The sequence below is a fragment of the Paracoccus sp. S3-43 genome (assembly GCF_029027965.1).
In the GTDB taxonomy this organism is placed as follows: Bacteria; Pseudomonadota; Alphaproteobacteria; order Rhodobacterales; family Rhodobacteraceae; genus Paracoccus.
Genome location: NZ_CP119082.1, coordinates 974,444 through 999,504 on the forward strand (window position 1 = coordinate 974,444; position 25,061 = coordinate 999,504).

The window sequence follows — 25,061 nt, forward strand, 5'->3', positions numbered from 1 at the left end:
GGGTGGGAAAGGGCGGCTTGCGCGGCGGCGGCGCCCTTGCGACAAGCGGGCATGACCCGCTTCACCTCTCATATGGCCCTGGCCCTGGATCAGGCAAGGGCGGCGGCCCTGCGCGGCGAGGTTCCGGTCGGCGCCGTGGTGGTGGATCCGGCCGGGCGCGTCGTCGCGGCCGAGGGCAACCGGACCCGAGAGCTGTCCGATCCGACCGCCCATGCCGAGATCCTCGCGATCCGCGCCGCCTGCCGCGCCGTCGGGTCCGAACGCCTGCCGGGCCATGACCTGTGGGTGACGCTGGAGCCTTGCCCGATGTGCGCGGCGGCGATCTCGGCGGCGCGGATCGGGCGGCTGTATTACGGGGCCAGCGATGTGCGCATGGGCGGAGTCGAACATGGCGCGCGGGTCTTCGACCATCCGCAATGCCATCACCGGCCCCAGATCTATGACGGAATCGACGCCGAGGGGGCACGGGCGCTGCTGCTGGGCTTCTTCCAGCACCGCCGATGACGGTTGCGCCGCCCGCGCGGCGTGGCTATACCGTCGCCCATGCGGGTGTAGCTCAATGGTAGAGCAGCAGCCTTCCAAGCTGAATACGTGGGTTCGATTCCCATCACCCGCTCGAATCAACCCCCAAAGCCGGTCAGTGGAAGGCGACGGTATCCTTGCGCAGGATGGATTGCAGTTCCATCGTGTCGGGGTCGATCCGCACCAGATGCCCCTCGACGATGGCATAGCGGCTGCCGGGCAGGTCGGTCCCCAGGCCATAACGACCGGGAAAGTCGATGAAAGTCGTGGCTTCGGGGGAAAGGATGTCGCCCGGCCGCAGCACTTTCGGCGACGACCGGGCCATGGCGGCCTGAGTCGTGCCCTGCGCCCGAGGGGCATCGTTGCTGGATATTGCGATCAGGACGGCTGCCGCTGCGGCAGCCGCGATCACCATGATCTTGCGTATCATCGTCTTGCCCGGCTGTGTCGACCTTCCACGATGGAACCGGGCAGAAGCCGTCCCGGTTCCGGATGGCGTCACAGTTCCGTCGTATCAGCCGTTTTTTTCGACGAAGCGTTGCAACATTGCCGAAAAGTCGCGGCCACGCCCGCCCTCCTGTTCCACGAAGCGGTCGTAAAGCTGCCGGGCCAGCGCGCCCATCGGCGTATCGGCCCCGGCGGACGCCGCCGCCGCCTGCGACAGGTTCAGATCCTTCAGCATCAGTTCGGCGGCGAAACCGGGCTTGTAACCGTTGTCGGCGGGCGATGTCGGCCCCACGCCCGGCGCCGGGCAATAGGCGTTCATCGACCAACTGTAACCGGAACTGGTCGACACCACGTCGAACATCTTCTGCCGGTCAAGGCACAGCTTGTCGGCAAGCGCGAAGGCCTCGCAGGTGGCGATCATGGTGACGCCCAGGATCATGTTGTTGCAGATCTTCGCGGCCTGACCGGCGCCCGCCTCGCCGCAATGGACCGCCTTCTGGCCCATGATCTCGAACAGCGGCTGGACGGTGGCGAAGGCGTCCTCTGGCCCGCCGACCATGAAGGTCAGCGTTCCCGCCTGCGCCCCGCCGATCCCGCCCGAGACCGGCGCATCAAGCGCGCCAAGCCCCGCCGCCCGCGCCTGTTCGGCCACGGCGCGGGCGCTGTCCACATCGACGGTCGAACAGTCGCACAGCACCGCGCCCGGTTTCATCGCCGGGATCACCTGATCCGCGACCGCCCGCAGGATCGGACCGTTGGGCAGCATGGTGATGACCACATCGGCATCCGCCGCGGCCGCCGCGGCGCTGTCGGCCAGGGTCAGCCCCTCGGGCGCGGGGGCGGCGGTGTCGAAGCCCGTGACCTGATGGCCGGCGCGCGCGAGGTTCGCGGCCATCGGCGCGCCCATGTTGCCAAGCCCGATGAATGCGATCTTCATGCGTCTTCCCTCCAGCTCAGTTCGTGATGCCCCAGCGGGGCCAGCAGCGCGGCCACATGGGCGGGGCTGGCATCGGCCATCCATTTGGGCTTGCGGTCCTTGTCGATGATCTGGGCGCGCACGCCTTCCAGAAAATCGGTGTCCTGGGTGGCGCGATAGGTGAAGCGGTATTCGCGGGCCAGCGAATCCTGGATCCGGGCGTCGTCCCGCGCGGCCCGCACCATCGCCAGCCCCGCCGCCATCGACAGCGGCGAATTGGCGTGCAGGATGTTCAGCGCCTGGGCGTTGCCGTCCTGTTCAAGCGCGTCGATGATGTCGGCCACCGTCTCTTCGGCAAAGGGCGACAGGTCCATGGTGCGCAAGGGCGCGGTCGGCGCATCCTCGCCCTCGATCAGCGACAGATCGCCGGTGGCCTCCAGCCGGGCGATCAGGTCCGGCCAGCGATCCTCGGGCAGGTAGATGTCGGCGAAGCCCGCGTGGATCGCGTCGCCCGCGCCCATCCGCGCCCCGGTCAGCGCCAGGTATTCGCCGATCCGCCCCGGCGCGCGGGACAGAAGCCAGGTGCCGCCCACATCGGGGATCAGGCCGATGCCGGATTCCGGCATGGCAATCTGGGTCGTGTCGCCGACGATGCGGTGGCTGGCATGTCCCCCCACGCCGACGCCGCCGCCCATGACGAAACCCTGCATGAAGGCGACGATGGGCTTGGGATAGTCGGCGATGGCCGCGTTCATGCGGTATTCGTCCGCGAAGAACTGCTGCCCCAGGGCGTGATTCCCCGCCAGCCCGGCGCGATAGACCGCCGCGATGTCGCCGCCCGCGCAGAAGGCGCGTTCGCCCTCGGCGTCGATGATGACCAGGGCCATGTCGGGATCGTCGCGCCAGCCGTCAAGCGCGCGGTGGATCGCCAGGGCCATCTCGTGGCTCAGCGCGTTCAGCGCCTTGGGCCGGGTGAAAGTGATGCGCCCGGCGCGCCCCTCCTTGCGGATGTTCAGATCGTCCATGTTACCCCCGTTCGGCCAGCATCGCCCGTCCGACGATGAGGCGCATGATCTCGTTGGTGCCTTCCAGGATCTGATGCACGCGCAGGTCGCGCACGATCTTCTCGATCCCGTAATCGGCCAGATAGCCGTAACCGCCATGCAGTTGCAGGCAGCCGTTCGCCACCTCGAAGGCGCGGTCGGTGACATGCAGCTTGGCCATGGCGCAGAACTTGGTGGCGTCCGGCGCGCCGTTGTCCAGCTTCCACGCCGCCTGCCGCAGCAGGATGCGCGCCGATTGCAGCGCGGTCTCCATCTCGGCCAGGCGGAATTGCAGGGCCTGGAACTGGTCCAGCCGCTGCCCGAAGGCGCGGCGTTCGCCCATATAGGCCAGCGTCGCATCCAGCGCCGCCTGCGCCCCGCCAAGCGCGGTGGCCGCGATGTTCAGCCGCCCGCCGTCCAGCCCCGCCATGGCATAGGCGAAGCCGCGCCCTTCCTGCCCCAGCAGGTGGTCGGCCGGGATCTCGCAATCGTCGAACTGGACCTGCGCGGTCGGCTGGGCGCGCCAGCCCATCTTGTCCTCGGGCGCGCCGAAGGACAGGCCGGGGGTGCGGTCGGGAACGATCAGCGCGCTGATCCCGCGCGGCCCGTCGCCGCCGGTGCGGGCCATCACGATATAGGCGTCCGAATATCCCCCGCCCGAGATGAAGGCCTTGGTCCCGTTCAGCCGCCAGCCGCCATCCGTCCGGTCGGCGCGCGTGCGCAGGGCGGCGGCGTCCGATCCGCTGCCGGGTTCGGTCAGGGCATAGCTGAAGACGGTTTCCATGCTGCACAGGCCGGGCAGCCAGCGGGCCTTGGCATCGGCCGATCCGAACTTGTCGATCATGCCGCCGCACATGTTGTGGATCGACAGGAAGGCCGCGACCGAGGGGCAGGCCATCGCCAGCGCCTCGAACACCAGGGTGCCGTCCAGACGCGACAGGCCCGCGCCGCCATGATCCTCGGTCGCGTAAAGCCCGCCAAAGCCCAAGGCGGCGACATCGGACCACAGGTCGCGCGGGATGGTTCCGTCAGATTCCCACCGTCGGGCATGGGGGGCGATGCGATCGCGGCCGAAATCGCGCGCCATGTCGAAGATGGCCTGCTGTTCCTCGGTCAGCGCGAAATCCATGCCCTTTCCCCCCTCAGAAATTGAACATGCGTTTAATTGCCCGGCTTGTCCCGGTTTGGCAAGGGCGACAGGCCGTGGTGGAATTCCGCGATCAGGTGGCGGACCAGTTCGATCATCGCCTCGTCCCGCGTCGCGCCCGCGGCCATGGCGCGGGCCAGGACGGCGCGCTGGCGGGCGGCGGATCCGCCTTCGGCCACGATGTCGCGCGTGCGGGCGACCTGGGGCTGGCTGTCCAGGGCATCGGCGTCCTGGGCGATCAGCGCCAGCCAGTCCTCGACCGCCTGGGCAAAGGGGATGATCGTTTCCGCGCCAAAGTCGATGGGGCCTTCGGCCATGCCGTATCGGGCGGCGCGCCAGCGGTTTTCGGCGATCAGGAACGGGTCGTATTGCCGCCAGCGTTGGTTCTGCCGCGACAGCCGCCACAGCATCCGCGTGGTGGCTTGGATCAGCGCGGCCAGGGTGATCGTATCGTCCAGCCGGGGCGAGGCGTCGCAGACCCGCGTCTCCAGCGTCGGAAATTTCGACGACGGGCGCAGATCCCACCAGATCTTGCTGCTGTCCTCCAGGATCCCCAGGCCGATCAGCGCCTGCACCGATCGCTCGAACTCCTCCCATCCGCTGAATTGCGGCGGCAGCCCGGTGCGCGGCATTCCTCCGAAGACGGTCGTGCGATACGAGGCCAGCCCCGTGTCGCTGCCCTGCCAGAACGGGCTGGAGGCCGAGAGCGCCAGAAGATGCGGCAGGAAATAGGTCAGCTGGTTCATCAGGTCGATGCGCAGCGCCGGCTCTTCCAGGCCGACATGGACATGCATTCCGCAGATCAGCATCCGCCGCGACACCGCCCCCATGTCGCGCGACAACTGGTGATAGCGGTCCTTGTCGGTGTGGAACTGGTCGCGCCAGTCCGCGAAGGGATGGCACGACGCCGAGATCGGCGCCAGCCCGTAATCCGCCGCGATTCGCGCCACCGTGCGGCGCAGATGCGCCAGATGTTCGCGGCCCTGCGCGATGTCGGCCGATACGGGCGTTCCGACCTCGATCTGGCAGCGCAGGAATTCCGGGGTCACGCTGTCGCCCAGGGCGTCGCGGCAGGCCTGCATCATGGCGTCGGGGGCAGGGGCCAGATCGCCCGTGTCCGGGTCGACCAGCAGATATTCCTCTTCGATGCCGAGGGTGAAATCGGGTTCGATGGTCATGGCCGCCTTCATCGTTTGCCGCATGGAACCCGTCGGCGCAGGTCAGCGCAAGGCCCGCGCCGTTCCGGGACGGACGAAAGCCGAAATTTTCGCGCCAGGGTAGAATATTCCGACTCGCCGAAACACGCGATTAACGGCCAGCCAGCATTTGCTCTGCCGCCGCAAGCCTGCCTGCTCAAGACACGGAAAGGGCGGGATTTGTCCCCGCCCTTCGTCCATTCAGTCCATCGCCTTGAAGTTCAGCGCCACGCCGTCCTTGATCCCCGAGAACCAGCGGGCGGTGACGGTCTTGGTCTTGGTATAGAAGCGGAAGGCGTCCGGGCCATACTGGTTCAGGTCGCCGAAGGCCGACTTCTTCCAGCCGCCGAAGCTGTAATAGGACAGCGGCACCGGGATCGGGAAGTTGATGCCGACCATGCCGACGTTCACCCGGCTGGCGAAGTCGCGCGCCGTGTCGCCATCGGCGGTATAGATCGCCGTGCCGTTGCCGTAATCGTTGTCCATGACCAGCTTCAGCGCATCCTCATAGCTGTCGCGGCGCACCGTGGTCAGCACCGGGCCGAAGATCTCTTCCTTGTAGATGTCCATGTCCGGGGTGGCGCGGTCGAACAGCGACGGGCCGCAGAAGAAGCCGTTCTCATAGCCCTGGATCCTCAGGTCGCGGCCGTCGACCACCAGATCCGCGCCCTGATCCACGCCCGATGCGATCAGACGGTTGATGCGGTCCTGCGACGCCTTGGTGATGACCGGGCCGAAATCCACGTCCTCGCCCGCGGTATAGGGGCCGACCTTCAGCTTTTCGATCTTCGGCACCAGCCGCTGGATCAGCGCGTCGGCGGTCTTGTCGCCCACCGGCACCGCGACGGAAATCGCCATGCAGCGTTCGCCCGCAGCCCCGAAACCCGCGCCGATCAGCGCATCCGCCGCCTTGTCCAGATCGGCGTCGGGCATGATGATCATGTGGTTCTTGGCGCCGCCGAAACATTGCGCGCGCTTGCCGTTGGTCGCCGCGCGGCCATAGATGTATTGCGCGATCGGCGTGGATCCGACAAAGCCCACCGCCTGGATCACGTCATGGTCCAGGATCGCGTCCACGATCTCCTTGTCGCCGTTCACGACCTGCAACACGCCATCGGGCAGCCCGGCCTGCTGCGCAAGCTTCGCCAGCAGGATCGAGGTCGAGGGCACGCGTTCGGACGGCTTCAGGATCATCGCGTTGCCGGCCGAGAGCGCCGGCCCCATCTTCCACAACGGGATCATCGCCGGAAAGTTGAAGGGCGTGATGCTCGCGACCACGCCCAGCGGCTGGCGCATCGAATACAGGTCGATGCCGGGGCCGCCATTGTCGGTGAATTCGCCCTTCAGCATGGCGGGCGCGCCCATGCAGACCTCGATCACCTCAAGCCCGCGCTGCACGTCGCCGCGCGCATCGGGCAGGGTCTTGCCGTGTTCGCGGCTGACCAGTTCGGCCAGGGCATCCATGTTGTCGTTGATCAGCTGGCCCAGCTTCATCATCACCCGCGCGCGGCGCTGCGGGTTGGTGGCGGCCCAGCCGACCTGCGCCTTCGCGGCGCTTTGGATGGCCGCGTCAAGCTCGGCCGGGGTCGCCAGCGGGACGCGGGCGATCACCTCGCCCGTCGCGGGGTTATAGACATCGCCGAAACGCCCCGAGCTTCCCTTGACCTCTTTGCCGTCAATCCAGTGCGAGAGTTCTTCCATGGCATCCTCCTGATCTGCGGGCAGCCTAGCCTTGCGGAATTGCCGGATAAAGGGGCAGGATGGCAAAGACGTTTTGCATTATCGCAAAGGTGGCTGGATGGACTGGGACGACCTGCGCATCTTTCTGGCGGTGGCGCGGACCGAAAGCCTGTCCGGGGCGGGGCGCAGGCTGGGCATGGACGCATCCACCATCGGGCGGCGCATCGCCCGGCTGGAGGGCGCGGTGGGCGCGGCGCTGTTCGCCAAGACGCCGCAGGGATACGCCCTGACGGCCGAGGGCGCGCGCCTGATCGCCCCGGCCGAGGCGGCCGAGCAGGGCGCCCATGCTGCCGCCGAGGCGGTGCGGCGCGAGGCCGGGCTGACCGGGCAGTTGCGCATCGGCGCCCCGGACGGCTGCGCGAACTATCTGCTGCCGCTGGTGGCGCGCGACCTCTGCGCGGCCCATCCGGGGCTGGAGATCCAGATCGTCGCCCTGCCGCGCGTGGTGAACCTGACCAAGCGCGAAGCCGACATGGCCGTCGCCGTATCCCCGCCCGATACCGGGCGGCTGACCGTGCAGCGGCTGACCGATTACCACCTGCACCTTGCCGCGCATGGCGATTACCTGCGCGCGGCGCCCCCGATCCGCGATCTGGCCGATCTGCGCGGGCACCGGATGATCGGCTATATCCCCGACATGATCTTCGACCGCGAACTGGATTATCTGTCGGAAACCGGGGTCGAGAGCGCGGCGATCACCTCGAACTCGGTCTCGGTGCAGATGCAGGCGATCCGGGCGGGGGCGGGGCTGGGGATCGTCCACGACTTCGCCATCCCCTTCGCGCCGGGGGTGGAACTGGTCCTGCCCGACCGCATCGCCCTGCGGCGCAGCTTCTGGTTGATCCGCCACGCCGACGACCGCGCCTCGCGCCGCCTGTCGCTGCTGGCCGACCTGCTGGCCCAGGGCCTGCGGGCCGAGGTCGCACGGCTTGAATCGCAACTTCGTCGCACTTGACGGATCACGATTCGGGGAAAATGATGGATTCAGCAAAAACGCCACCGGAGGATGTCCCATGCTCGTCAATCAGTTGCTGTCGATGAAAACCGCCTCGGGCAAGCCCGGCATCGAAGCGCAGACGATCCTGACCATCCGCCCCGACGCGACGCTGGGCGAAGCCGTGAAGATGCTGTCCGACCTGCGCATCGGCGCCGTGGTGGTGTCCAGCGACGGCAGGAAGCCGCAGGGGATCCTGTCGGAACGCGATATCGTGCGCCAGCTTGGCGCGCATGGGCCGGATGTGCTGTCGACCCCCATCGCCGAGGTGATGACCCGCGACGTGCAGACCTGCACCATGGCCGAGGACGCGCTGGCGATCCTGGAACGCATGACCCAGGGCCGCTTCCGCCACCTTCCGGTGGTGGACGACAATGGCGAGATGCTGGGCGTGGTCTCCATCGGCGATGCGGTCAGCGGGCGGCTCAAGGAATTGGCGGCGGAAAAAGAGGCGCTGACCGGAATGATCATGGGGGCCTGACGGCGCCGCAATTGCTTGCAATTCCGGCAGGAATCCGCTTTCCCTGCGGGGCAGGCAAGCAAAGGACGCCCGTTCATGCGTATCGGTCTTTACCCCGGCACCTTCGATCCGATCACGCTGGGCCATATCGACATCATCCAGCGGGCCATGGCCCTGGTGGACCGGCTGGTGATCGGCGTCGCCATCAACCGCGACAAGTCGCCCCTGTTCAGCCTGGAGGACCGCGTGGCGATGGTTCAGGCCGAATGCGACCAGATCGCCACCCGCACCGGGGGCGAGATCGTGGTCCATCCGTTCGAGAACCTGCTGATCGACTGCGCCCGCGATGTGGGCGCCCAGGTGATCGTGCGCGGGCTGCGCGCGGTGGCGGATTTCGAATACGAATTCCAGATGGTCGGCATGAACCGCGCCCTGGATGCCAGCATCGAGACCGTGTTTCTGATGGCCGATGCCCGGCGGCAGGCCATCGCCTCGAAGCTGGTCAAGGAAATCGCCCGGCTGGGCGGCGATGTGTCGAAATTCGTGACGCCGCCGGTCCAGCAGGCGCTGTCGGACCGCTTTGGCGGATAGGGCTTGCGACAATCTGTCGCGCTGCTAGCATCCGGTCGGACGCGCGCCCTGACGTGACAACCGGAGGAATCCTTGACCCGGCCCGACCTGCCCGCGCGCGACGACCACACGCTGCCCGACCACGACCTGCCCGACCACGACCTGCCCGACGACATCCCCGAACCGGCCTCTATCGCCCTGTCGGATCTGTCCGCTGCGCTGACCCTGGGCTGGCGCGACTTTCGCCGCGCACCCGCCTTCGGGCTGCTGTTTTCGGCTTTCTACGTGCTGGGCGGCTGGGCGCTGGCCTCGGTCGCCTTCGCGTCGGGGCAGGACTGGTGGTTGATCCCCTTCATCCTGGGCTTTCCGCTGATCGCCCCCTTCGCCGCCACCGGCCTCTATGAGGTCAGCCGCCGGATCGAGGCGGGCGAGCCGCTGGACACCGCCCGCATCCTGCGCGTGGTGTTCGAGCAGCGCCAGCGGCAGATCCCGTCGATGGCGATGGTGATCCTGCTGCTGTTCATGTTCTGGGTCTTCGTCGCCCATACGGTCTTTGCACTGTTCATGGGCGTGTCGGCGCTGACCCATATCACCAGTTCGGCCGAGGTTCTGTTGCAGGGCAGGGGGCTTGTCATGCTGGTTCTGGGCACGCTGATCGGCGGCGGCTTCGCGGCGGTGCTGTTCAGCTTTACCGTGGTCGGCCTGCCGCTGCTGCTGGATCGGGAGGTCGATTTCATCACCGCCATCATCACCTCGTGCCGGGCGGTGGCGGCCAATCCGGGCGTCATGGCCGCCTGGGCCGCGCTGATCGCGATCTGGCTGTTCGTGGCGATCCTGCCGGGCTTCCTGGGCCTGCTGATCGTGCTGCCGGTGCTGGGCCATGCCAGCTGGCACCTCTATCGCCGGGTGATGGCGGACTAACCCCGCCCGATGAAGGGCATGTTGGTGGCCATTACCGTCATGAACTGCACATTGGCGCCCTGGGGCAGGCCCGCCATGTGCAGCACCGCATCGGCCACGACTGCCACATCCATCAATGGCTCGGCATCGGGCGCGTTGGTGCTGACCTGGCTCAGCAATTCCGTCGCGGCATTGCCGATGTCGATCTGGCCGCAGGCGATGCCAAAGGGCCGCCCGTCCAGCGACAGCGATTTCGTCAGCCCGGTCACGGCGTGTTTCGAGGTCGTATAGGCCACCGATCCCGGCCGCGGCGCATGGGCCGAAATGGAACCGTTGTTGATGATCCGCCCGCCCTGCGGATCCTGCGCCCGCATCAGCCGGAAGGCCGCGCGGGCGGACAGGAACATGCCGGTGACGTTGACGGCGATCACGTCGCGGAAGGTGTCGGGGTCCATCGCGTCGGGCGTCACCGGATCCACCCCGCGCCCGGCATTGTTGAACAGCACGTCCAGCCGTCCCCATGCGGCATGGGCCTGGTCGAAGGCGGCGTCGACAGCGGCTTCCTCGGTCACGTCGCAGGGCAGGATCAGCGCCGGGGCATCACCGGCCGTGTCGCGCAGCGCATCGGCCCGGCGGCCCAGCAGCCCGACCCGCCATCCCGCCGCCAGGAAGCGCCGGGCGGTCGCCCGCCCGATGCCGCTGCCCGCGCCGGTGACGATGATGGACGGCGCCCAAGCCATCAGACGACCCGTTGCCGCTGCTGGCCCAGCCCGTCGATTCCCAGCCGCATCACCTGCCCGCGCCGCAGATAGACCGGCGGCTTTTGCCCCATGCCGACGCCCGGCGGCGTGCCGGTGGCGATCACGTCGCCCGGATGCAGCGTGGTGAAGCGGGAGGTATAGGCCACGATCTCCTCGGGTCCGAAGACCATCGTCGCGGTGGTGCCGTCCTGGAAGCGGCGGCTGTCCACCTCCAGCCACAGGCGCAGGGCGCGCGGGTCGGGGATGTCATCCGCCGTCACCAGCCAAGGACCGATGGGGCCGAAGCCGTCATGGCCCTTGCCCTTGTCCCAGGTGCCGCCGCGCCGCAACTGCCAGTCGCGTTCGCTGATGTCGTTGATGACGCAGTAACCGGCGATATGGGCTGCCGCCTGACCCTGCGGGATGTGGCTGCCGCCATCGCCGATGACGATGCCCAACTCCACCTCCCAATCCGTCGCGGTCGAGTCCTTTGGCAGGACCAGGTCGTCGTCCGGCCCGGCGATGCAGCTTGTCCATTTGGTGAACAGGATCGGCTCGGCCGGGACATCCATCCCGGCCTCGGCGGCGTGGTCGGCATAGTTGAGGCCCACGGCCAGGAACTTGCCGACCCCCGCTACGCAGGCGCCCAGGCGCAGATCCTGCTGGGCCATGCCCTCGACCAGGGGCAGCGACGCGGGATCGATCGCCCGCAGCGCGGCCAGCCCGTCGCGGGTCAGGCAAGCGGGGCCGATATCCGCGACATGGGCCGACAGATCGCGCACACGACCGCCATGGTCCAGAAGTCCCGGCCTTTCAGCGCCTTTCGCGCCATATCTGACAAGTTTCATGCATCCTCCCCTTGCGTTGACCGGCGAAGCCTAGCCCATGTCGCAGCCCCCGATTTTGCCGGATCGCCACATGCTTTATGCGGCAGAAGGCGAAAATCCAGCAGATCCGGCACGGCAAAACGGCCCGCGAAAGGCGGGCCGTGGCGTCAGGCGAAACGACTTATTCCGAGGCGGGCGGCGCCAGCTTCTTGGTCGGGCCGTTGGCGATCGGGTCTTCCTGCCGCTGGACGGATCCCTCGAAATGCGCGCCCGATTCGATGGCGATGGTCTTGTGGATGATGTCGCCTTCGACGCGGGCGCTGGCCGACAGGCGCACCTTCAGGCCCCGGACGCGGCCCACGACGCGGCCGTTCACGACAACCTCGTCGCCGACGATCTCGCCCCGGATGGTGGCGCTTTCGCCGATCACCAGCTGATGGGCGCGGATGTCGCCTTCGACGGTGCCTTCGATCTGGATGTCGCCTTCGGTGCGGATATTGCCGGTCACCGTCAGATCCGACGACAGGACCGACGGCGCGGACCGCCGTGCGGCCGCCGCGGCCGGGGATTCGGCCCGTTCATAGCCGGGCGAGACAGGGGATTCGAAGGGGGCGGTGGGATCCGAGGCTGCGGGTGTCTGCGATTTCTCGGTCACGCGGGTCTTACTGAACATTGCTTGCTGCCTTGATGAAGCTCATCGGGTCAACGGCCCGACCCTTCATGCGCACCTCATAGTGCAGATGCGGCCCGGTCGAGCGTCCGGTACTGCCCATATCACCGATCCGCTCGCCTTGCGACACCCTTTGGCCGACCTTCACGCGAATCCGCGACAGGTGGCCATAGCGCGTCTCGACCCCCAGTTCGTGTTCGACCTTGATCAGGTTGCCATAGGCGCCCTGGCGGCCGGCAAAGGTGACCACGCCGTCGCCCGTCGCATGGATCGGCGTGCCGACCGGGGCGGCCATGTCGATGCCCTCATGCATACGGCCCCAGCGGCGCCCGAAGCCCGAGCTATAGCGAAACGACTGCTTGACGGGCATCGCCAGCGGCAGTTTTTCCATGGCGATGCGATAGGTGTTCATCTGGTCCAGCGTGACGATGATCTGGTTGGCCTTCGTCTCGCTGTTGGTCAGGGCGGCGTCGCCGCGTGTGGACCGGCCCATCGGCGTCAGCGGGCCGCCCTGGCCCGAATAGCCCTCGCGAATCCTGTCCAGCACATCCTCGGGGTTCATGCCCACCGACCGGAACACATCGTCCAGCGGCTTGACCGAGACGCTGACGGCGTCTTCCAGCTGGGTCAGGATCTGATCGTTGCGGGCCAGGATCTGGTCGCGTTCCAGGGACAGTTCCGCGACCGCGCGGCGGGCTTCCTCGGCCTGCTGGACGGCGGTGGCGCGTGCGTCGGCGGTCTGGCGCAGCTCTCGGGTGAGGATGTCCAGGGCGGCGGCGACTTCGCGGTCGCGGGCGGGATCGGTGTCCCGGGCAGGCCCGCCATCGGCCACGGCGCGGGCGTCGTCGCGGTCGCTGATCGCGCTGCGCAGGGTGGATTGCACCACGTCCAGCCCGGCTTCCAGTTCACGGCGCTTCTCCTCGGAGGCGAGCAGTTGCGACTGCATCTGCGACACCTGCTCCAGCGCGACCGCAAAGCGGTTCTGCGCGGCCAGGGCCTCGGCCGCGCGGGCGTCGCGTTCCCGGGACAGTTCGGTCAGGCGCTGTTCGAACGCCGTCTGGGTGCGGGCGATGCCGTCGCGGGACGATCCCGTGCTGATCGCGTCGATCGCCAGGACCGAGCTTGCAACCAGCGTCCAGCCGAAGGCCAGGGTGATGCCGCCGATGCCGACAAGCTGGGTCAGCGGGCGCAGGCGGACGAACCGGGTCGGGTCGTCGGACCGCAGGAACAGGCGCTTTTCCGGCAGGATGCGTTCCAGCGAGGCGTTCAAGCGGTTCGTCACCTTTGGCAAATCATGTCCCCCGACAGCGCGCCCCGGTTGAATCGGGCGACCTCGTTCCAGTTTGAAGGGGGTTAATCGCATGTCTGCCTTCCTGGCAACAAGCCGGGCGGGATTGGTTCCCGCGATGCGCGGAACCTTGCCCTTGCGGGCGGGAATCCGCCGACTTTCCACAAGATATAGATCGAAGCCTCAGGATATTTCATAAGGTAGTGGTCCGTTCCGGTCGGCGGGGATGCGCAGGGGCCGGTCGATCGGCGGCACCGACCGCTGGTGGCAATCGGGGCGCGGACAGATCCGGCAGGAAATTCCGATGGGTTCGAAGGCGCGCGGCTTGGTCAGGTCCAGCCCGTCGGCATAGACGACGCTGCGCGCATGGGTGACCTCGCAGCCCAGGCCGATGGCGAAGCGGCGCACCGGGGCGTTGAAGGCGCCCGCGTGTTTCGACACGTCGCGCGACATCAGCAGATAGCGCATTCCGTCCGGCGTTTCGGCAAGCTGGCGCAGGAAGCGGCCCGGCTGCTCGAACGCCTGATGGACGTTCCACAGCGGACAGGCGCCGCCGAAGCGGGCGAATTGCAGGCGGGTCGCGGAATGGCGCTTGGTGATGGTGCCCGCCTGGTCGACGCGGACGAAGAAGAACGGCACCCCCTTGGCGCCGGGCCGTTGCAGCGTGGACAGCCGGTGCGCCACCTGTTCCAGCGAGGCGCCGAACAGATGCGACAGCCGCTCCAGATCATGGCGCTCGGCCTGGGCGGCGGCCAGGAAGGCGCGATAGGGCATCAGCGCGGCCCCCGCGAAATAATTGGCCAGCCCCACCCGCGCCACGTCCCGCGCGGTCTGGCTGCGGAAGCGGGCCAGATCCAGGGTCGCGTCCAGCAGGTCGGACTGCCGTTCCAGGGCGACCAGATGCAGAAGCTGGAACAGTTGCGTAGGGCGTTCGGCCGCGGCGTTCACCTGGATGTCGGACCCGGCGCGGCGGAACACGGCATTGGCGGGCAACTCGGTGCGCGTCACCCGGATTCCGCGCTGCGCCAGGGCGGCGACGCCCGCGTCCCAGGGGTCCAGCCGCTGCCCCGCCGGGCAGGCAAAGCGTTCGGCCGCGCGGTCCACCGCGTCGATATAGTTGTCGCAGTAATGGAAGAAGTCGCGCACCTCCTCCCACGGGGTGGACAGGGCGTTCTGGCCCGAGGCGCCGATCGCCTCGTCCAGGGCGGCCAGCCGTTCCTGGCCCTGGCGGTGGGCGCGGTACAGATCCAGGAAGGCGCGGGCCAGCACCGGGGCATTGGTCGCGGCCAGGCGCAGGTCGGCCAGCGGCGGGGTCGCGTCGAACAGCGGATCGGCCAGGGCCTCCTGCATGTCGATGACCATGCGTTCCGCGTCGCCCGCGGCCAGCGTGGTCAGGTCGACGCCGAATTCCTGCGCCAGCCGCAGCAGCACCCCCACCGAGATCGGCCGGTGGTTGTTTTCCATCTGCGACAGATAGGGCAGGGACACCCCCAGCCGTTCGGCGAACCGCTTTTGCGTCAGCCCGCTGCGCCCCCGCGTTTCGCGCAGCGACGTGCCTGCATAGATCTTCTGAGTGGCCATCCCGCTCCCCCAACTTTGCAAAAGCTGCCATAGCGTTTGCAAAGCGGTCAGGGCAAGGGCCGCGATGGTGGAGGGGGGCAGGGAGCGAGTCAGGATCATGGCTGGATCGTGACGCAAAAGCGCTAAGATATCGTTGCCGCTTGCGCAGGATCGGGCGTCGGGTTTTCATCGCGGCATGAAGCACCGCAACGGCAACCGCATCCTGACCGGAACCCGAATCCGCGAACGCCGCCTGGCGCTGTCGCGCCGACAGGCCGATGTGGCGCGCGCTGCGGGGATTTCAGCGGCTTACCTGAACCTGATCGAACACAACCACCGCCCCGTGGGCGATCACCTGGTCCTGCGCCTGGCCGCCGCGCTGGAGGTGTCGGCCGCCGAACTGGCCGAGGGCCGGGAAGAAGCCCAGATCGCCGCCCTGCGCGAGGCGGCGGTGCGTCTGCCCGACGACGTGGTTCCCGAACTGGACCAGGCGCCCGAACTGCTGGCCCGATTCCCCGGCTGGGCCGCCGGGCTGATCGCCACCGCGCGGCGCGCCGATGCGCTGGAACGCCAGCTTGTCACGCTGTCGGACCGGATGCGGCAGGATCCCTATCTGCTGGCCACCCTGCACGAGGTGCTGTCGGCGGTGACCTCGGTCCGGTCCACCGCCTCGATCCTGGCCGAGGGAGGAGAGATCCCCCCCGACTGGCGGGCGCGGTTCCATGCCAACCTGGACGCGGACAGCCTGCGCCTGTCGAATACCGCGCAGGCCCTGGTCGCCTATCTGGACAGCTTCGAGGCCCAGGACGCGATCTTCACCCCGCAGGAGGAGGTCGAGGCCTGGCTTGCCGCCGGCGCCCCGCCGGTCGAGGATGCCGGCGATCTGGCCTCGGACGCCGCGCGCGCGCTGGCCCGCGCGCATCTGCGCCGGATGGAGGAAGAGCGCGCCGCCCTGCCGGATGCCGCCCTGGCCGTGGCGGCCAAGGATCCCGATCCGCTGCGCATGGCCCAGCGTCTGGGCCAGCCGCTGGATCTGGTGATGCGCCGCCTGGCCGCGCTGAGGCCGGTGGGGTTCGAGGCCGCCGGCCTGCTGGTCTGCGACGGATCGGGGGCGCTGACGCTGCGCCGGCCCAGCCTTGGCTTTCCGCTGCCCCGGCCGGGCGATGCCTGCCCGCTGTGGCCCCTGTTCCAGGCGCTTGCGACGCCGCAGACCGCCATCGCCCATCTGGTCGAAGCGCCGTCCGGCCGCAGGTTCCGCACGCTGTCGCTGGCCACCCGCCATCAGCCGCTGGGCACGGACGGCCCGGTCCTGACCCGCGCGCAGATGCTGATCCTGCCCGAAGAGGCGGGGTCGCCCGCCCGTCCCGCCCTGCCGATCGGTCCGGCCTGCCGGATCTGCCCGCGCGCCGAATGCGCGGCGCGGCGCGAACCCTCGATCCTGCTGACGGCCTGAATACAGGCTTTGACAGCACCCGCCCGCCCGTCACATTATCGTGGGGACATGGGGGGACCATTCGCCGAATGCTCGACATCCTGATGATCGAGGATGAACCCAACATCGCCGAGGCGGTGCGGTTCATCCTGTCCCGCGACGGCTGGCAGGTCGCGCTGCATGGCGACGGTCTGGGCGGGATCGAGGCGATCCGCGGGGCCAAGCCGCGCCTGGTGATCCTGGACGTGATGCTGCCGCACCGCTCGGGGACCGAGATCCTGGCCGAACTGCGTGGCGACCACGATCCCAGCCTGGCGGCGACGCCGGTGCTGATGCTGACCGCGCGGGGTCAGGCCGCGCTGGAGATGCCGCGGGCCGATGCGGTGCTGGCCAAGCCCTTCGCCAATGACGACCTGCGCGCGATGGTGCGCCGGATGCTGGTCTGACCGCCATGCCCGACCGGCCGCTGTTTCTTGAACGCGCCTCGTTCCGGCGCAGGCGGCTGGGCGATGCGGCCCGCGTGCTGCCGGTGCTGGCCGCGATCCTGGTCCTGGCTCCGGTCTGGTGGGTGCCCGCCCAGGTCAGTTTTGCGACAGGCGCGGTCTGGCTGTTCGGGCTGTGGGCCTGGCTGATCGCCGCCGTCTGGGTGCTGCACCGCGCGCTGCGGCGGGCCGATGCCGCGACCCTGCGCGCCAGCCGGGCCATCGCCGCCTCCCCGGATGACGACCATGCCCTTTGAGGCGCTTGTCGCGGGCTGCCTGGCCTATGTCGCGCTGATGTTCGGCGTGGCCTTTGCCGCCGACCGCGCGGCGTCGCGGGGCAAGGCGGGGTGGCTGGATCATCCGGCGGTCTATACGCTGTCGCTGTCGGTCTATTGCTCGGCCTGGACGTTTTACGGGGCGGTCGGCTATGCCAGCCGGTCGGGGCTGGAATTCGCCACCATCTATCTGGGGCCGACGATCGTCTTTACCGGCGCCTGGTGGGTGCTGCGGCGGCTGGTCCGGGTCGCGCGGATGCACCATGTCACCTCGATCGCCGATCTCGTCTCGGCCCGGTTCGGCAAGTCGAACCGGCTGGCGGCCCTGGTCACGCTGATCGCGGTGATCGCCGCGACGCCCTATGTCGCGCTGCAACTGCAATCGGTCAGCCTGTCCTTCGAGGTCTTCGCCACCGACAGCCTGGCCGACATCCCCATGGTCGGCAGCGGGGGCACGGAGCTGTGGGTGGCGGCGGGGCTGGCGCTGTTCACCATCGTCTTCGGCACCCGCAACCTGGCCGCCGACGAACGCCACCACGGCGTCGTCACGGCCATCGCGCTTGAGGCCCTGGTCAAGCTTCTGGCCTTCCTGGCGCTTGGCATCTTTGTCGTTTGGGGTCTGGCCGACGGCCCCGGCGACATGCTGGACCGGATCGAGGAAACGGCTGCAAGTCCTGGACGTCAGGGTTGGATCCTGCGACCGGACCGCTGGACGGCGCTGATCATCGTGTCGGGCGCGGCGGTCATCGCCCTGCCGCGCATGTTCCAGGTGCTGGTGGTCGAGGCCGCGGACGAGGACCGCCTGGCCGTCGCGGGCTGGGCCTTTCCGGCCTATCTGTTCGCCATGTCGCTGTTCGTGCTGCCCATCGCGGTGATGGGGCGGCAGCTTCTGCCCGACGACGCCAACCCGGATCTGTATGTGCTGACGCTGCCCGCCCATGCCGGCCAGAACTGGCTGGCCTTCCTGGTGTTCCTGGGCGGCTTTTCGGCCGCGACATCCATGGTGGTGGTCTGCACCATCGCCCTGTCCACCATGATCTCGAACCACTGGCTGACGCCCTTGTGGCTGACGCTGCGCCGCAAGCCCCAATCCGGCGATCCCGAGGATCTGCGCGGCTTCGTCCTGAACGCGCGGCGTCTGGCGATCCTGGCGGTGATGGCGGTGGGCTGGGTCTATTACCGGGCCTCGGGCGGGGCGGCGGCGCTGGCCTCGATCGGGCTGGTGGCCTTCACCGGCATGGCGCAGGTGCTGCCCGCGATGATCGGCGGCCTGCTGTGGCGCGGCGCCAACCGGCAGGGCGCCTATGCCGGGGTGGGGACCGGATTCGTGCTGTGGCTGGCGCTGATCTTTTTGCCCTCGATCGGGATCGGGTCGCCGCCCGCGCTGCCGCCGGGGGTCGATCCATTGGCCTTCGCGATCTTTTTGTCACTGACGCTGAACACGCTGGCCTTTATCGCGATGTCGATCTTCGGGATGCCCGATCCGGTCGAACGCCTGCAAGGTCTGTCCTTCGTCAGCGCCGTCGATCCGGTCCGCCACAGCCGCGTGGCGCGCGGGTCCGATCAGGCCGAGCCGCTGCTGGTGATGGCCCGCCGCGTCTGGGGGGCCGAGGATGCGCTGCGCTTCTTCCAGTCCGAGGCCGCGTTCCAGGGCAAGTCGGGCTATCTGCCCGATCTGACGCCCCGCTTCCTGACCCGGCTGGAACGCCGTCTGGCGGGATCCATCGGCGCGGCCACCGCGCATGCGATGATCGACAGCGTGGCGGGCGGGTCCGAACTGACCGTGTCGGACCTGATGCAGGTCGCGACCGAGGCGCGGCGCGCCAAGGAAGAGACGCAGCGCCTGGAAAACGCCCGCGCCGAATTGGCGCGCACCGCCCGGCAGCTGCAAGAGGCCAATGACAAGCTGACCGCCCTGTCGGTCCAGAAGGACGCCTTCCTGGGCCAGATCAGCCATGAACTGCGCACGCCCATGACCTCGGTCCGGGCGTTTTCGGAAATCCTGCGCACGCCGGATCTGTCCCCCGCCGACCGCGACCGCTTTGCCGGGATCATCTATGACGAATCCGGCCGCCTGACCCGGCTGCTGGACGACCTGCTGGATCTGTCGGTCCTGGAAAGCGGCCAGGCGCAGCTGTCGGTCACGCCCGCGAACCTGCACGACCTGATCGAACGGGCGCTCTCGGCGGCCTCGGCCACGCGTCCCGAACGGGTCTTCCGGGTGGAACGAGAGCCCCTGTCCGAATATGTGGGCGTCATCACCGATGCCGACCGGCTGTTGCAGGTGCTGATCAACGTCATCAGCAACGCGCGCAAATATTGCGACGCGGAACCGCCGGTCCTGACGATCCGGGTGCGCCGGATCCTGCGCGGCGGCGCGCAGATCGACATCATCGACAACGGATCGGGGATCGAGACCGCGCGCCAGGCCCTGATCTTCGAGAAATTCGCCCGCCTGAACGACCCGGCGCGGGCCGGGGGCGCGGGCCTGGGCCTGGCCATCTGCAAGGAGATCATGGCCAATCTGGGCGGAGAGATCACCTATCTGCCCGGCCAGGGCGGCGCGGCCTTCCGCATCGTGCTGCCGCGCCGGCCGCCCGTGCCTGTGAACGCCGGATTGCGGCAGGCATAAACCCTTTCTCAACCGCTTCTTGCCACAGTGCGGGTCAAGCAAGGGCGATTCGGGGCGATCATGGCGCAATCTGGTCAGGCGGGACTGTTGAAAACGCTGCTGCGGGCGCGCAAGGGCGATCCGGACAAGCCCGGACGCATTCCCCAGCCGCAGCCCCTGTCGCCCGCCCGCGCGGCGGCCAATGCCGTGGGACGCGCGGCGGAACGGCTGTATCGGATGCCTGTCCTGCCGGTCGAGATCAGGCCCGGCGTCGCGACCCTGGCGGATCTGCCGGAACTGCTGCCCGATCCGTCGCTGCTGATCGTGCTGCAAGGGCCGGGCGACCAGATCGGCGTGATGGCCCTGGGGTTCGAGACCGTGACCGCCCTGATCGAGGTTCAGGCCCTGGGCCGCATCACCGCGCGGCCAGCCGAACGCCGCCGCCTGACCCGCAGCGACGCGGCGATCTGCGTCGATTTCGTCAATGCGCTGATGTCCGAGTTGGGAACGGAAATGGCGGGGGTCGAGGGCTTTGGTCCGATCCAGGGCTATCGCTATGCGACCCATCTGGACGATCCGCGCCCGCTGATGCTGATGCTGGAGGATCGGCCCTATCGCAGCCTCGGCTTCGACCTGCGCTTCGGCGGAGCGGAAACCCGCGACGGCCGGATCCTGATCGCCGTCCCGCACAAATCCGACACACGCCCGGCCCTGCCGCAGCCCGCCGCGCGCAACGCCGCCCCCGAGGGCCCCGTGACCCAGCCGGACGCCGCCCCGGTCCAGACATTGGCCCGCGCCATGGCGGACGCCCCGGTCGAGGTGGTGGGCGTCCTCTGCCGCCGGACCATGACGCTGGGCGACCTGCGCGCCCTGGTTCCGGGCAAGCTGATGGCCCTGCCGCGCGTCACCCTGACGGATGCGCGGCTTGAGACGCCGGACGGCCAGTTGCTGGCCACCGGCAAGCTGGGCGAGGCCGAGGGCTGCCATGCCTTGCGGCTGCATGACGCGGCCGGAACCGCGCCGCCGCCGCGGCTGGACCCGGTTTCCCCGCCCGTGGCGCCGCCGCCCGCCGATCTGACCGACAACGACCCGTTCCGCGCCGTGCAGGACCGCGACGCGCCGGGCGGAGAGGTGGTGGCGGCGCGCAGCAGGGGGGCGTGAAATGCTCTTTACACTTGAAATCCGGGCGTTGCGGTCGCATTTAACCCCGGTCCCGAATCAGGCGGGGTGATCATGATGGAGTGAACATGGCCAAAGAAGAAATGCTCGAATTCCCCGGCGTCGTGAAGGAACTCCTGCCGAATGCGACGTTCAGGGTCGAGCTGGAAAACGGCCATGAGATCATTGCGCATATGGCGGGAAAGATGCGCAAGAACCGCATCCGCGTCCTTGCCGGCGACAAGGTGCAGGTGGAAATGAACACCTATGACCTGTCCAAGGGACGGATCAATTACCGCTTCAAGTGACGCGGCCTTCCGACAGGAGGGCACCGCGATGACCCCGCGCGCCCCGGCCGCATCGCGCCCGCGTCTGATCCTGGGTTCGGCCAGTCCGCGCCGCCTGGATCTTCTGGCGCAGATCGGCATCGTTCCCGATGACATCCGCAGCGCCGATCTCGACGAAACCCCGATCAAGGGCGAAACGGCGCGCGATTACGTGCGGCGCATCGCCCGGGCCAAGGCCCATGCCCTGGATCCGGCCCCGGACGAGGTGCTGCTGTGCGCCGACACCACCGTCGCGGTGGGCCGCCGCATCCTGGGCAAGCCCGAATCCCGCGATCAGGCCGCCGCCTTCATGCGCCTGATGTCGGGACGGCGCCACCGCGTCCTGACCGCCGTCGCCCTGCGCCACGGCGGCACGACGCGCGATCGTCTGGTGGAAACCACCGTGCGGATGCGCCCGATCGGCGCCGCCGAACTGGAAGCCTATCTCGATATCGGCGACTGGCAGGGCAAGGCGGGCGGCTATGCCATCCAGGGGGCGGCGGCGGCCTTCATCCCCTGGATCCGGGGATCGTTTTCATCCGTGGTCGGCCTGCCCCTGTCCGAAACGGCCGCCATGCTGGCCGCCTGCGGCATAACCATGAAGGAATCCCGCCCATGAAGGGACGCCAGGTCATCCTGGGCGAGCTGTTCGGGGCCGAGGCCGCCGCCTTGATCGAGGACGGCGTTCTGACCGACCTGCTGGTCGACGCCAACCTGCTGACGCCGTTGGTGCCGGGGGACATCTGCCGGGGCGTGGTCGAACGGCTGATGAAGGGGCAGGGCGGCGTCTTCCTCCGCCTGCCCGACGGTCAGCGCGGCTATCTGCGCGACCGGTCCGGCCTGCGGGAAGGCCAGGGCCTGCTGGTCCAGGTGACCGGCGTGGCCGATGAGGGCAAGGCGATTCCCGTGACCTCCCGGATCGTGTTCCGGGGCCGGCATGTGCTGGTGACCCCCGGCGCGCCCGGCATCAACGTCTCTCGCCGCATCCGCGAGGCGGATCTGCGCGCGGACCTGACCGGCCTGGGCGAAGCCGCCGCCCCGCCCGAGGGCACCGGCATCATCTTCCGCAGCCTCTGCGCCCTGGCCCCCGGCGACGAGATCGCCGAGGAATTGCGCAGCCTTCTGGACCTGTCCGCCAAGGTCGCGGGCGAACTGGCGGGGGCGCCCGAACTGCTGCTGGGCGCCGCCTCTCCGCACGAGCAGGCCTGGATGGACTGGGCGGACCCGGAACCCGACGCGGTCGAGGAGGGCGAGGGCAGCTTCGACCGCTGCGGCGTGCTGGAGGCGGTGGACGCCTTGCTGTCGCCAGACGTGCCTCTGCCCGGCGGCGCCCATGCCGTGATCGAACCCACGCGCGCCCTGCTGGCCATCGACGTGAACACCGGCCAGGACGCCAGCCCCGCCGCCGCGCTGAAGGCCAATATCGCGCTGGCCCGCGACCTGCCGCGTCAGTTGCGCCTGCGGGGTCTGGGCGGGCAGGTGGTCGTCGATTTCGCCCCGATCCCCAAGCGCGACCGCGCCACGCTGGACCAGGTGCTGCGCGCCGCCTTCAAGGGCGAAAGCGCCGAAACCTCGCTGATCGGCTGGACCACCATGGGCCTTTACGAGATCAACCGCAAACGCGACCGCATCCCGCTGCACCACCTGGCACGGGGGCGCGGCTGATGGCCTGTCCGATCTGCGGCAAGGACAGCGTTCCCGCCTATCGCCCGTTCTGTTCGAAACGCTGCGCCGATGTCGATCTGGGCCGCTGGCTGCGCGGCGCCTATGTCATCCCCGGCCAGCCGCAGGACGATCTGTCCTCGGACCAGGGGACGGATGAAAAAAACCGCGACGAGGGGCTGGACAGCCGCCCCAAGCGCCCGTAAACACCGCCCACACCACGCGCCGAACGCGCGTCAGGTCGCCCGGATAGCTCAGTTGGTAGAGCAGCGGATTGAAAATCCGCGTGTCGGTGGTTCGAATCCGCCTCCGGGCACCACTTCTTCATTACAGACCTGACGCTGCGCAAGGCGCGTCTTGTCGCATCCGGCGGCGATGGACGGGGCTTGCGCCGGAGGGGCTTGCGGTGCAGATGCAAGGGCGGCCTGCGTGTCGACGACCTGCATGGTCAGAGGGATAACCATGGAGCGGCGGATGACCGACGACATTCCAGGACCGGTCGAGCGTGACTGGTCCGACGCGATTTCCCCGATCGAGGACATCATCAACGAAGCCCGCAACGGCCGGATGTTCATCCTGGTCGATCACGAGGACCGCGAGAACGAAGGCGATCTGGTCATTCCCGCGCAGATGGCCACGCCCGAGGTCATCAACTTCATGGCGACGCATGGCCGGGGCCTGATCTGCCTGTCGATGACCGGCGCACGGATCGACTCGCTGGGGCTGCCGCTGCTTGGCGCCAAGAATTCCAGCCGCCACGAGACCGCCTTCACCATGTCGATCGAGGCGCGCGAGGGCGTGACCACCGGCATCTCTGCCGCCGACCGCGCGCATACGATCGCGGTGGCCATCGACCCCGCCAAGGGCGCGGCCGACATCGCCACGCCCGGCCATGTCTTTCCGCTGCGCGCCCGCGACGGCGGCGTGCTGGTCCGCGCCGGCCATACCGAGGCGGCGGTCGATGTGGCGCGGCTGGCGGGGCTGAACCCGTCCGGCGTGATCTGCGAGATCATGAACGACGACGGCACCATGGCGCGGCTGCCCGACCTGGTGGCCTTCGCCCAGCGGCACGGGCTGAAGATCGGCACCATCAGCCAGCTGATCGCCTATCGCCGCCGCCACGACAACCTGATCGCCGAGCGCGGCCAGATGGCGGTCCATTCGGCCCATGGCGGCGACTGGATGATGCGCATCTTCGCCGACGACACCTCGGGCGCGGAACATATCGTGCTGACCAAGGGCGACCTGACCGCGCCCGGCCCGGTGATGGTGCGGATGCATGTGCTGGACCCGCTGCACGACGTGCTGGGCATCGGACGCCAGAACGCGGGCACCCTGGGTCAGGCCATGCGCATGATCGCCGACGAGGGCCGGGGCGTCGTCGTGCTGTTCCGCGACATCGAGCCGCGCCTGCCGCGCCAGGACGAGGTTTCCTCGCATGTCATCCGCCATTACGGGCTGGGGGCGCAGATCCTGTCGGCCCTGGGCCTGTCGGATCTGGTGCTGCTGACCAATTCGGCGCCGGTCAAGGTCATCGGGCTTGACGCCTATGGGCTTTCGATTCATTCCACCCGTCCGATCAAGGGGTAAGCCATGGCCGCCAGCATCGAACATCACCAGCTTCCGCTGCCCGACGGTTCCGGCGCGCGGCTGCTGATCGTCGTTTCGCCCTATTACCGGCAGGTGGCCGACGGGCTGGTCGCGGGGGCGCGGGCCGTGGCGGCCCAGGCGGGCGCCGCCGTCGATCTGGTCGAGGTGCCGGGCGCGCTGGAGATCCCCACCGCCATCGCCCTGGCCGCCGCCCGCCATCTCTATGACGGCTATGTCGCGCTGGGCTGCGTGGTGCGGGGGGAAACCACGCATTACGACACGGTGTGCAACGACAGTTCCCGCGGGCTGACGCTGCTGGGGTTGCAGGGGCATTGCATCGGCAACGGCATCCTGACCGTCGAGACGATCGCCCAGGCCCAAGTTCGGGCCGATCCGCAGGGCCAGAACAAGGGCGGCGGGGCGGCGGCGGCGGCGCTGCACCTGATCGCGCTGAAGCGCCGCTGGGCCTGATCCGCGGCCCTGCGGCGGGGGTGCGACTTCTGGG

27 protein-coding genes and 2 tRNA genes are annotated in these 25,061 nt (G+C 68.6%); 18 read left to right on the forward strand and 11 right to left on the reverse strand.

Annotated features, from left to right (window positions below; translation table 11 throughout):
- Nucleotides 1-51: 51 nt before the first annotated feature.
- Both PXD02_RS05005 and PXD02_RS05010 read left to right on the forward strand, forming a co-directional pair.
- Nucleotides 52-504 (forward strand): nucleoside deaminase, encoded by a 453-nt coding sequence (locus PXD02_RS05005; RefSeq protein ID WP_275105817.1) that lies wholly within the window; start codon nt 52-54, stop codon nt 502-504.
- A 41-nt stretch (nt 505-545) separates the two neighbouring features.
- Nucleotides 546-616, forward strand: a tRNA-Gly gene (locus tag PXD02_RS05010).
- A 21-nt stretch (nt 617-637) separates the two neighbouring features.
- Here the strand turns inward: PXD02_RS05010 and PXD02_RS05015 are convergent.
- The 6 genes from PXD02_RS05015 to PXD02_RS05040 form a co-directional block, all read right to left on the reverse strand.
- On the reverse strand, nt 638-952 hold the full coding sequence (locus PXD02_RS05015; protein ID WP_275105818.1) for a hypothetical protein: 315 nt from the start codon (nt 950-952) through the stop codon (nt 638-640).
- 84 nt (nt 953-1,036) lie between these two features.
- Complete coding sequence (mmsB, locus tag PXD02_RS05020; protein WP_275105819.1) at nt 1,037-1,906, reverse strand: 3-hydroxyisobutyrate dehydrogenase; 870 nt, start codon at nt 1,904-1,906, stop codon at nt 1,037-1,039.
- Nucleotides 1,903-2,910: an enoyl-CoA hydratase/isomerase family protein gene (locus PXD02_RS05025; RefSeq protein WP_275105820.1), complete on the reverse strand. Its 1,008-nt coding sequence runs from the start codon at nt 2,908-2,910 to the stop codon at nt 1,903-1,905. Before PXD02_RS05025 ends, mmsB begins: the two co-directional genes overlap by 4 nt.
- Nucleotide 2,911: 1 nt before the next feature.
- A complete protein-coding gene (locus PXD02_RS05030) occupies nt 2,912-4,057 on the reverse strand; it encodes an acyl-CoA dehydrogenase family protein (protein WP_275105821.1) in 1,146 nt (381 codons plus the stop codon).
- A 32-nt stretch (nt 4,058-4,089) separates the two neighbouring features.
- Nucleotides 4,090-5,253: a carboxylate-amine ligase gene (locus PXD02_RS05035; protein ID WP_275105822.1), complete on the reverse strand. Its 1,164-nt coding sequence runs from the start codon at nt 5,251-5,253 to the stop codon at nt 4,090-4,092.
- A 219-nt stretch (nt 5,254-5,472) separates the two neighbouring features.
- Nucleotides 5,473-6,972, reverse strand: coding sequence for a CoA-acylating methylmalonate-semialdehyde dehydrogenase (locus tag PXD02_RS05040; RefSeq protein WP_275105823.1), 1,500 nt, complete (start codon nt 6,970-6,972; stop codon nt 5,473-5,475).
- A gap of 97 nt (nt 6,973-7,069) precedes the next feature.
- Between PXD02_RS05040 and PXD02_RS05045 the strand changes: the two genes are divergently transcribed.
- The 4 genes from PXD02_RS05045 to PXD02_RS05060 all read left to right on the forward strand — a co-directional run bounded on the left by PXD02_RS05045 (nt 7,070) and on the right by PXD02_RS05060 (nt 9,956).
- Entirely contained in the window at nt 7,070-7,966 is an 897-nt protein-coding gene (locus PXD02_RS05045) for a LysR family transcriptional regulator (protein WP_275105824.1), read from the forward strand.
- Between the two features lie 58 nt (nt 7,967-8,024).
- Entirely contained in the window at nt 8,025-8,486 is a 462-nt protein-coding gene (locus tag PXD02_RS05050; RefSeq protein ID WP_275105825.1) for a CBS domain-containing protein, read from the forward strand.
- 75 nt (nt 8,487-8,561) lie between these two features.
- Nucleotides 8,562-9,056: a pantetheine-phosphate adenylyltransferase gene (gene coaD / locus PXD02_RS05055; protein ID WP_275105826.1), complete on the forward strand. Its 495-nt coding sequence runs from the start codon at nt 8,562-8,564 to the stop codon at nt 9,054-9,056.
- 126 nt (nt 9,057-9,182) lie between these two features.
- Nucleotides 9,183-9,956: a DUF2189 domain-containing protein gene (locus PXD02_RS05060; protein WP_473092069.1), complete on the forward strand. Its 774-nt coding sequence runs from the start codon at nt 9,183-9,185 to the stop codon at nt 9,954-9,956.
- Here PXD02_RS05060 and PXD02_RS05065 read toward each other — a convergent pair.
- From PXD02_RS05065 to PXD02_RS05085, 5 genes are all read right to left on the reverse strand, one after another.
- The gene (locus tag PXD02_RS05065) at nt 9,953-10,675 is read right to left on the reverse strand and encodes an SDR family oxidoreductase (RefSeq protein WP_275105828.1); all 723 of its coding nucleotides are present in this window, start codon (nt 10,673-10,675) and stop codon (nt 9,953-9,955) included. The genes PXD02_RS05060 and PXD02_RS05065 overlap by 4 nt on opposite strands.
- Nucleotides 10,675-11,523: a fumarylacetoacetate hydrolase family protein gene (locus PXD02_RS05070; RefSeq protein WP_275105829.1), complete on the reverse strand. Its 849-nt coding sequence runs from the start codon at nt 11,521-11,523 to the stop codon at nt 10,675-10,677. The genes PXD02_RS05065 and PXD02_RS05070 overlap by 1 nt, the downstream gene beginning before the upstream one ends.
- Before the next feature lie 160 nt (nt 11,524-11,683).
- Nucleotides 11,684-12,175 carry a bactofilin family protein gene (locus PXD02_RS05075; RefSeq protein ID WP_275105830.1) on the reverse strand — a complete coding sequence of 164 codons (492 nt, stop codon included), beginning with the start codon at nt 12,173-12,175 and terminating at the stop codon, nt 11,684-11,686.
- On the reverse strand, nt 12,165-13,454 hold the full coding sequence (locus PXD02_RS05080; protein ID WP_342759638.1) for a M23 family metallopeptidase: 1,290 nt from the start codon (nt 13,452-13,454) through the stop codon (nt 12,165-12,167). Before PXD02_RS05080 ends, PXD02_RS05075 begins: the two co-directional genes overlap by 11 nt.
- Before the next feature lie 189 nt (nt 13,455-13,643).
- On the reverse strand, nt 13,644-15,041 hold the full coding sequence (locus PXD02_RS05085; RefSeq protein ID WP_275105832.1) for a helix-turn-helix domain-containing protein: 1,398 nt from the start codon (nt 15,039-15,041) through the stop codon (nt 13,644-13,646).
- A gap of 175 nt (nt 15,042-15,216) precedes the next feature.
- Here PXD02_RS05085 and PXD02_RS05090 point away from each other — a divergent pair, with 175 nt between their 5' ends.
- The 12 genes from PXD02_RS05090 (at nt 15,217) to PXD02_RS05145 (ending at nt 25,027) form a co-directional block, all read left to right on the forward strand.
- On the forward strand, nt 15,217-16,473 hold the full coding sequence (locus PXD02_RS05090; RefSeq protein ID WP_275105833.1) for a helix-turn-helix transcriptional regulator: 1,257 nt from the start codon (nt 15,217-15,219) through the stop codon (nt 16,471-16,473).
- Nucleotides 16,474-16,541: 68 nt separating this feature from the next.
- Nucleotides 16,542-16,898 carry a response regulator transcription factor gene (locus tag PXD02_RS05095; protein ID WP_275105834.1) on the forward strand — a complete coding sequence of 119 codons (357 nt, stop codon included), beginning with the start codon at nt 16,542-16,544 and terminating at the stop codon, nt 16,896-16,898.
- Nucleotides 16,899-16,903: 5 nt separating this feature from the next.
- Nucleotides 16,904-17,191 carry a hypothetical protein gene (locus PXD02_RS05100; RefSeq protein ID WP_275105835.1) on the forward strand — a complete coding sequence of 96 codons (288 nt, stop codon included), beginning with the start codon at nt 16,904-16,906 and terminating at the stop codon, nt 17,189-17,191.
- Nucleotides 17,181-19,841 carry an ATP-binding protein gene (locus tag PXD02_RS05105; RefSeq protein ID WP_275105836.1) on the forward strand — a complete coding sequence of 887 codons (2,661 nt, stop codon included), beginning with the start codon at nt 17,181-17,183 and terminating at the stop codon, nt 19,839-19,841. The genes PXD02_RS05100 and PXD02_RS05105 overlap by 11 nt, the downstream gene beginning before the upstream one ends.
- An 87-nt stretch (nt 19,842-19,928) precedes the next feature.
- Entirely contained in the window at nt 19,929-20,981 is a 1,053-nt protein-coding gene (locus tag PXD02_RS05110) for a FliM/FliN family flagellar motor switch protein (RefSeq protein WP_275105837.1), read from the forward strand.
- Between the two features lie 86 nt (nt 20,982-21,067).
- The gene (infA, locus tag PXD02_RS05115) at nt 21,068-21,286 is read left to right on the forward strand and encodes a translation initiation factor IF-1 (protein ID WP_036636451.1); all 219 of its coding nucleotides are present in this window, start codon (nt 21,068-21,070) and stop codon (nt 21,284-21,286) included.
- Between the two features lie 28 nt (nt 21,287-21,314).
- Complete coding sequence (locus PXD02_RS05120) at nt 21,315-21,923, forward strand: Maf family protein (protein WP_275105838.1); 609 nt, start codon at nt 21,315-21,317, stop codon at nt 21,921-21,923.
- Nucleotides 21,920-22,969, forward strand: coding sequence for a ribonuclease E/G (locus PXD02_RS05125; protein WP_275105839.1), 1,050 nt, complete (start codon nt 21,920-21,922; stop codon nt 22,967-22,969). Before PXD02_RS05120 ends, PXD02_RS05125 begins: the two co-directional genes overlap by 4 nt.
- The gene (locus PXD02_RS05130) at nt 22,969-23,172 is read left to right on the forward strand and encodes a DNA gyrase inhibitor YacG (protein ID WP_275105840.1); all 204 of its coding nucleotides are present in this window, start codon (nt 22,969-22,971) and stop codon (nt 23,170-23,172) included. The genes PXD02_RS05125 and PXD02_RS05130 overlap by 1 nt, the downstream gene beginning before the upstream one ends.
- A gap of 37 nt (nt 23,173-23,209) precedes the next feature.
- A tRNA-Phe gene (locus PXD02_RS05135) sits at nt 23,210-23,285 on the forward strand.
- 155 nt (nt 23,286-23,440) lie between these two features.
- Complete coding sequence (gene ribB / locus PXD02_RS05140; RefSeq protein ID WP_275105841.1) at nt 23,441-24,556, forward strand: 3,4-dihydroxy-2-butanone-4-phosphate synthase; 1,116 nt, start codon at nt 23,441-23,443, stop codon at nt 24,554-24,556.
- Nucleotides 24,557-24,559: 3 nt separating this feature from the next.
- Complete coding sequence (locus tag PXD02_RS05145) at nt 24,560-25,027, forward strand: 6,7-dimethyl-8-ribityllumazine synthase (protein ID WP_275105842.1); 468 nt, start codon at nt 24,560-24,562, stop codon at nt 25,025-25,027.
- Nucleotides 25,028-25,061 lie beyond the last annotated feature (34 nt).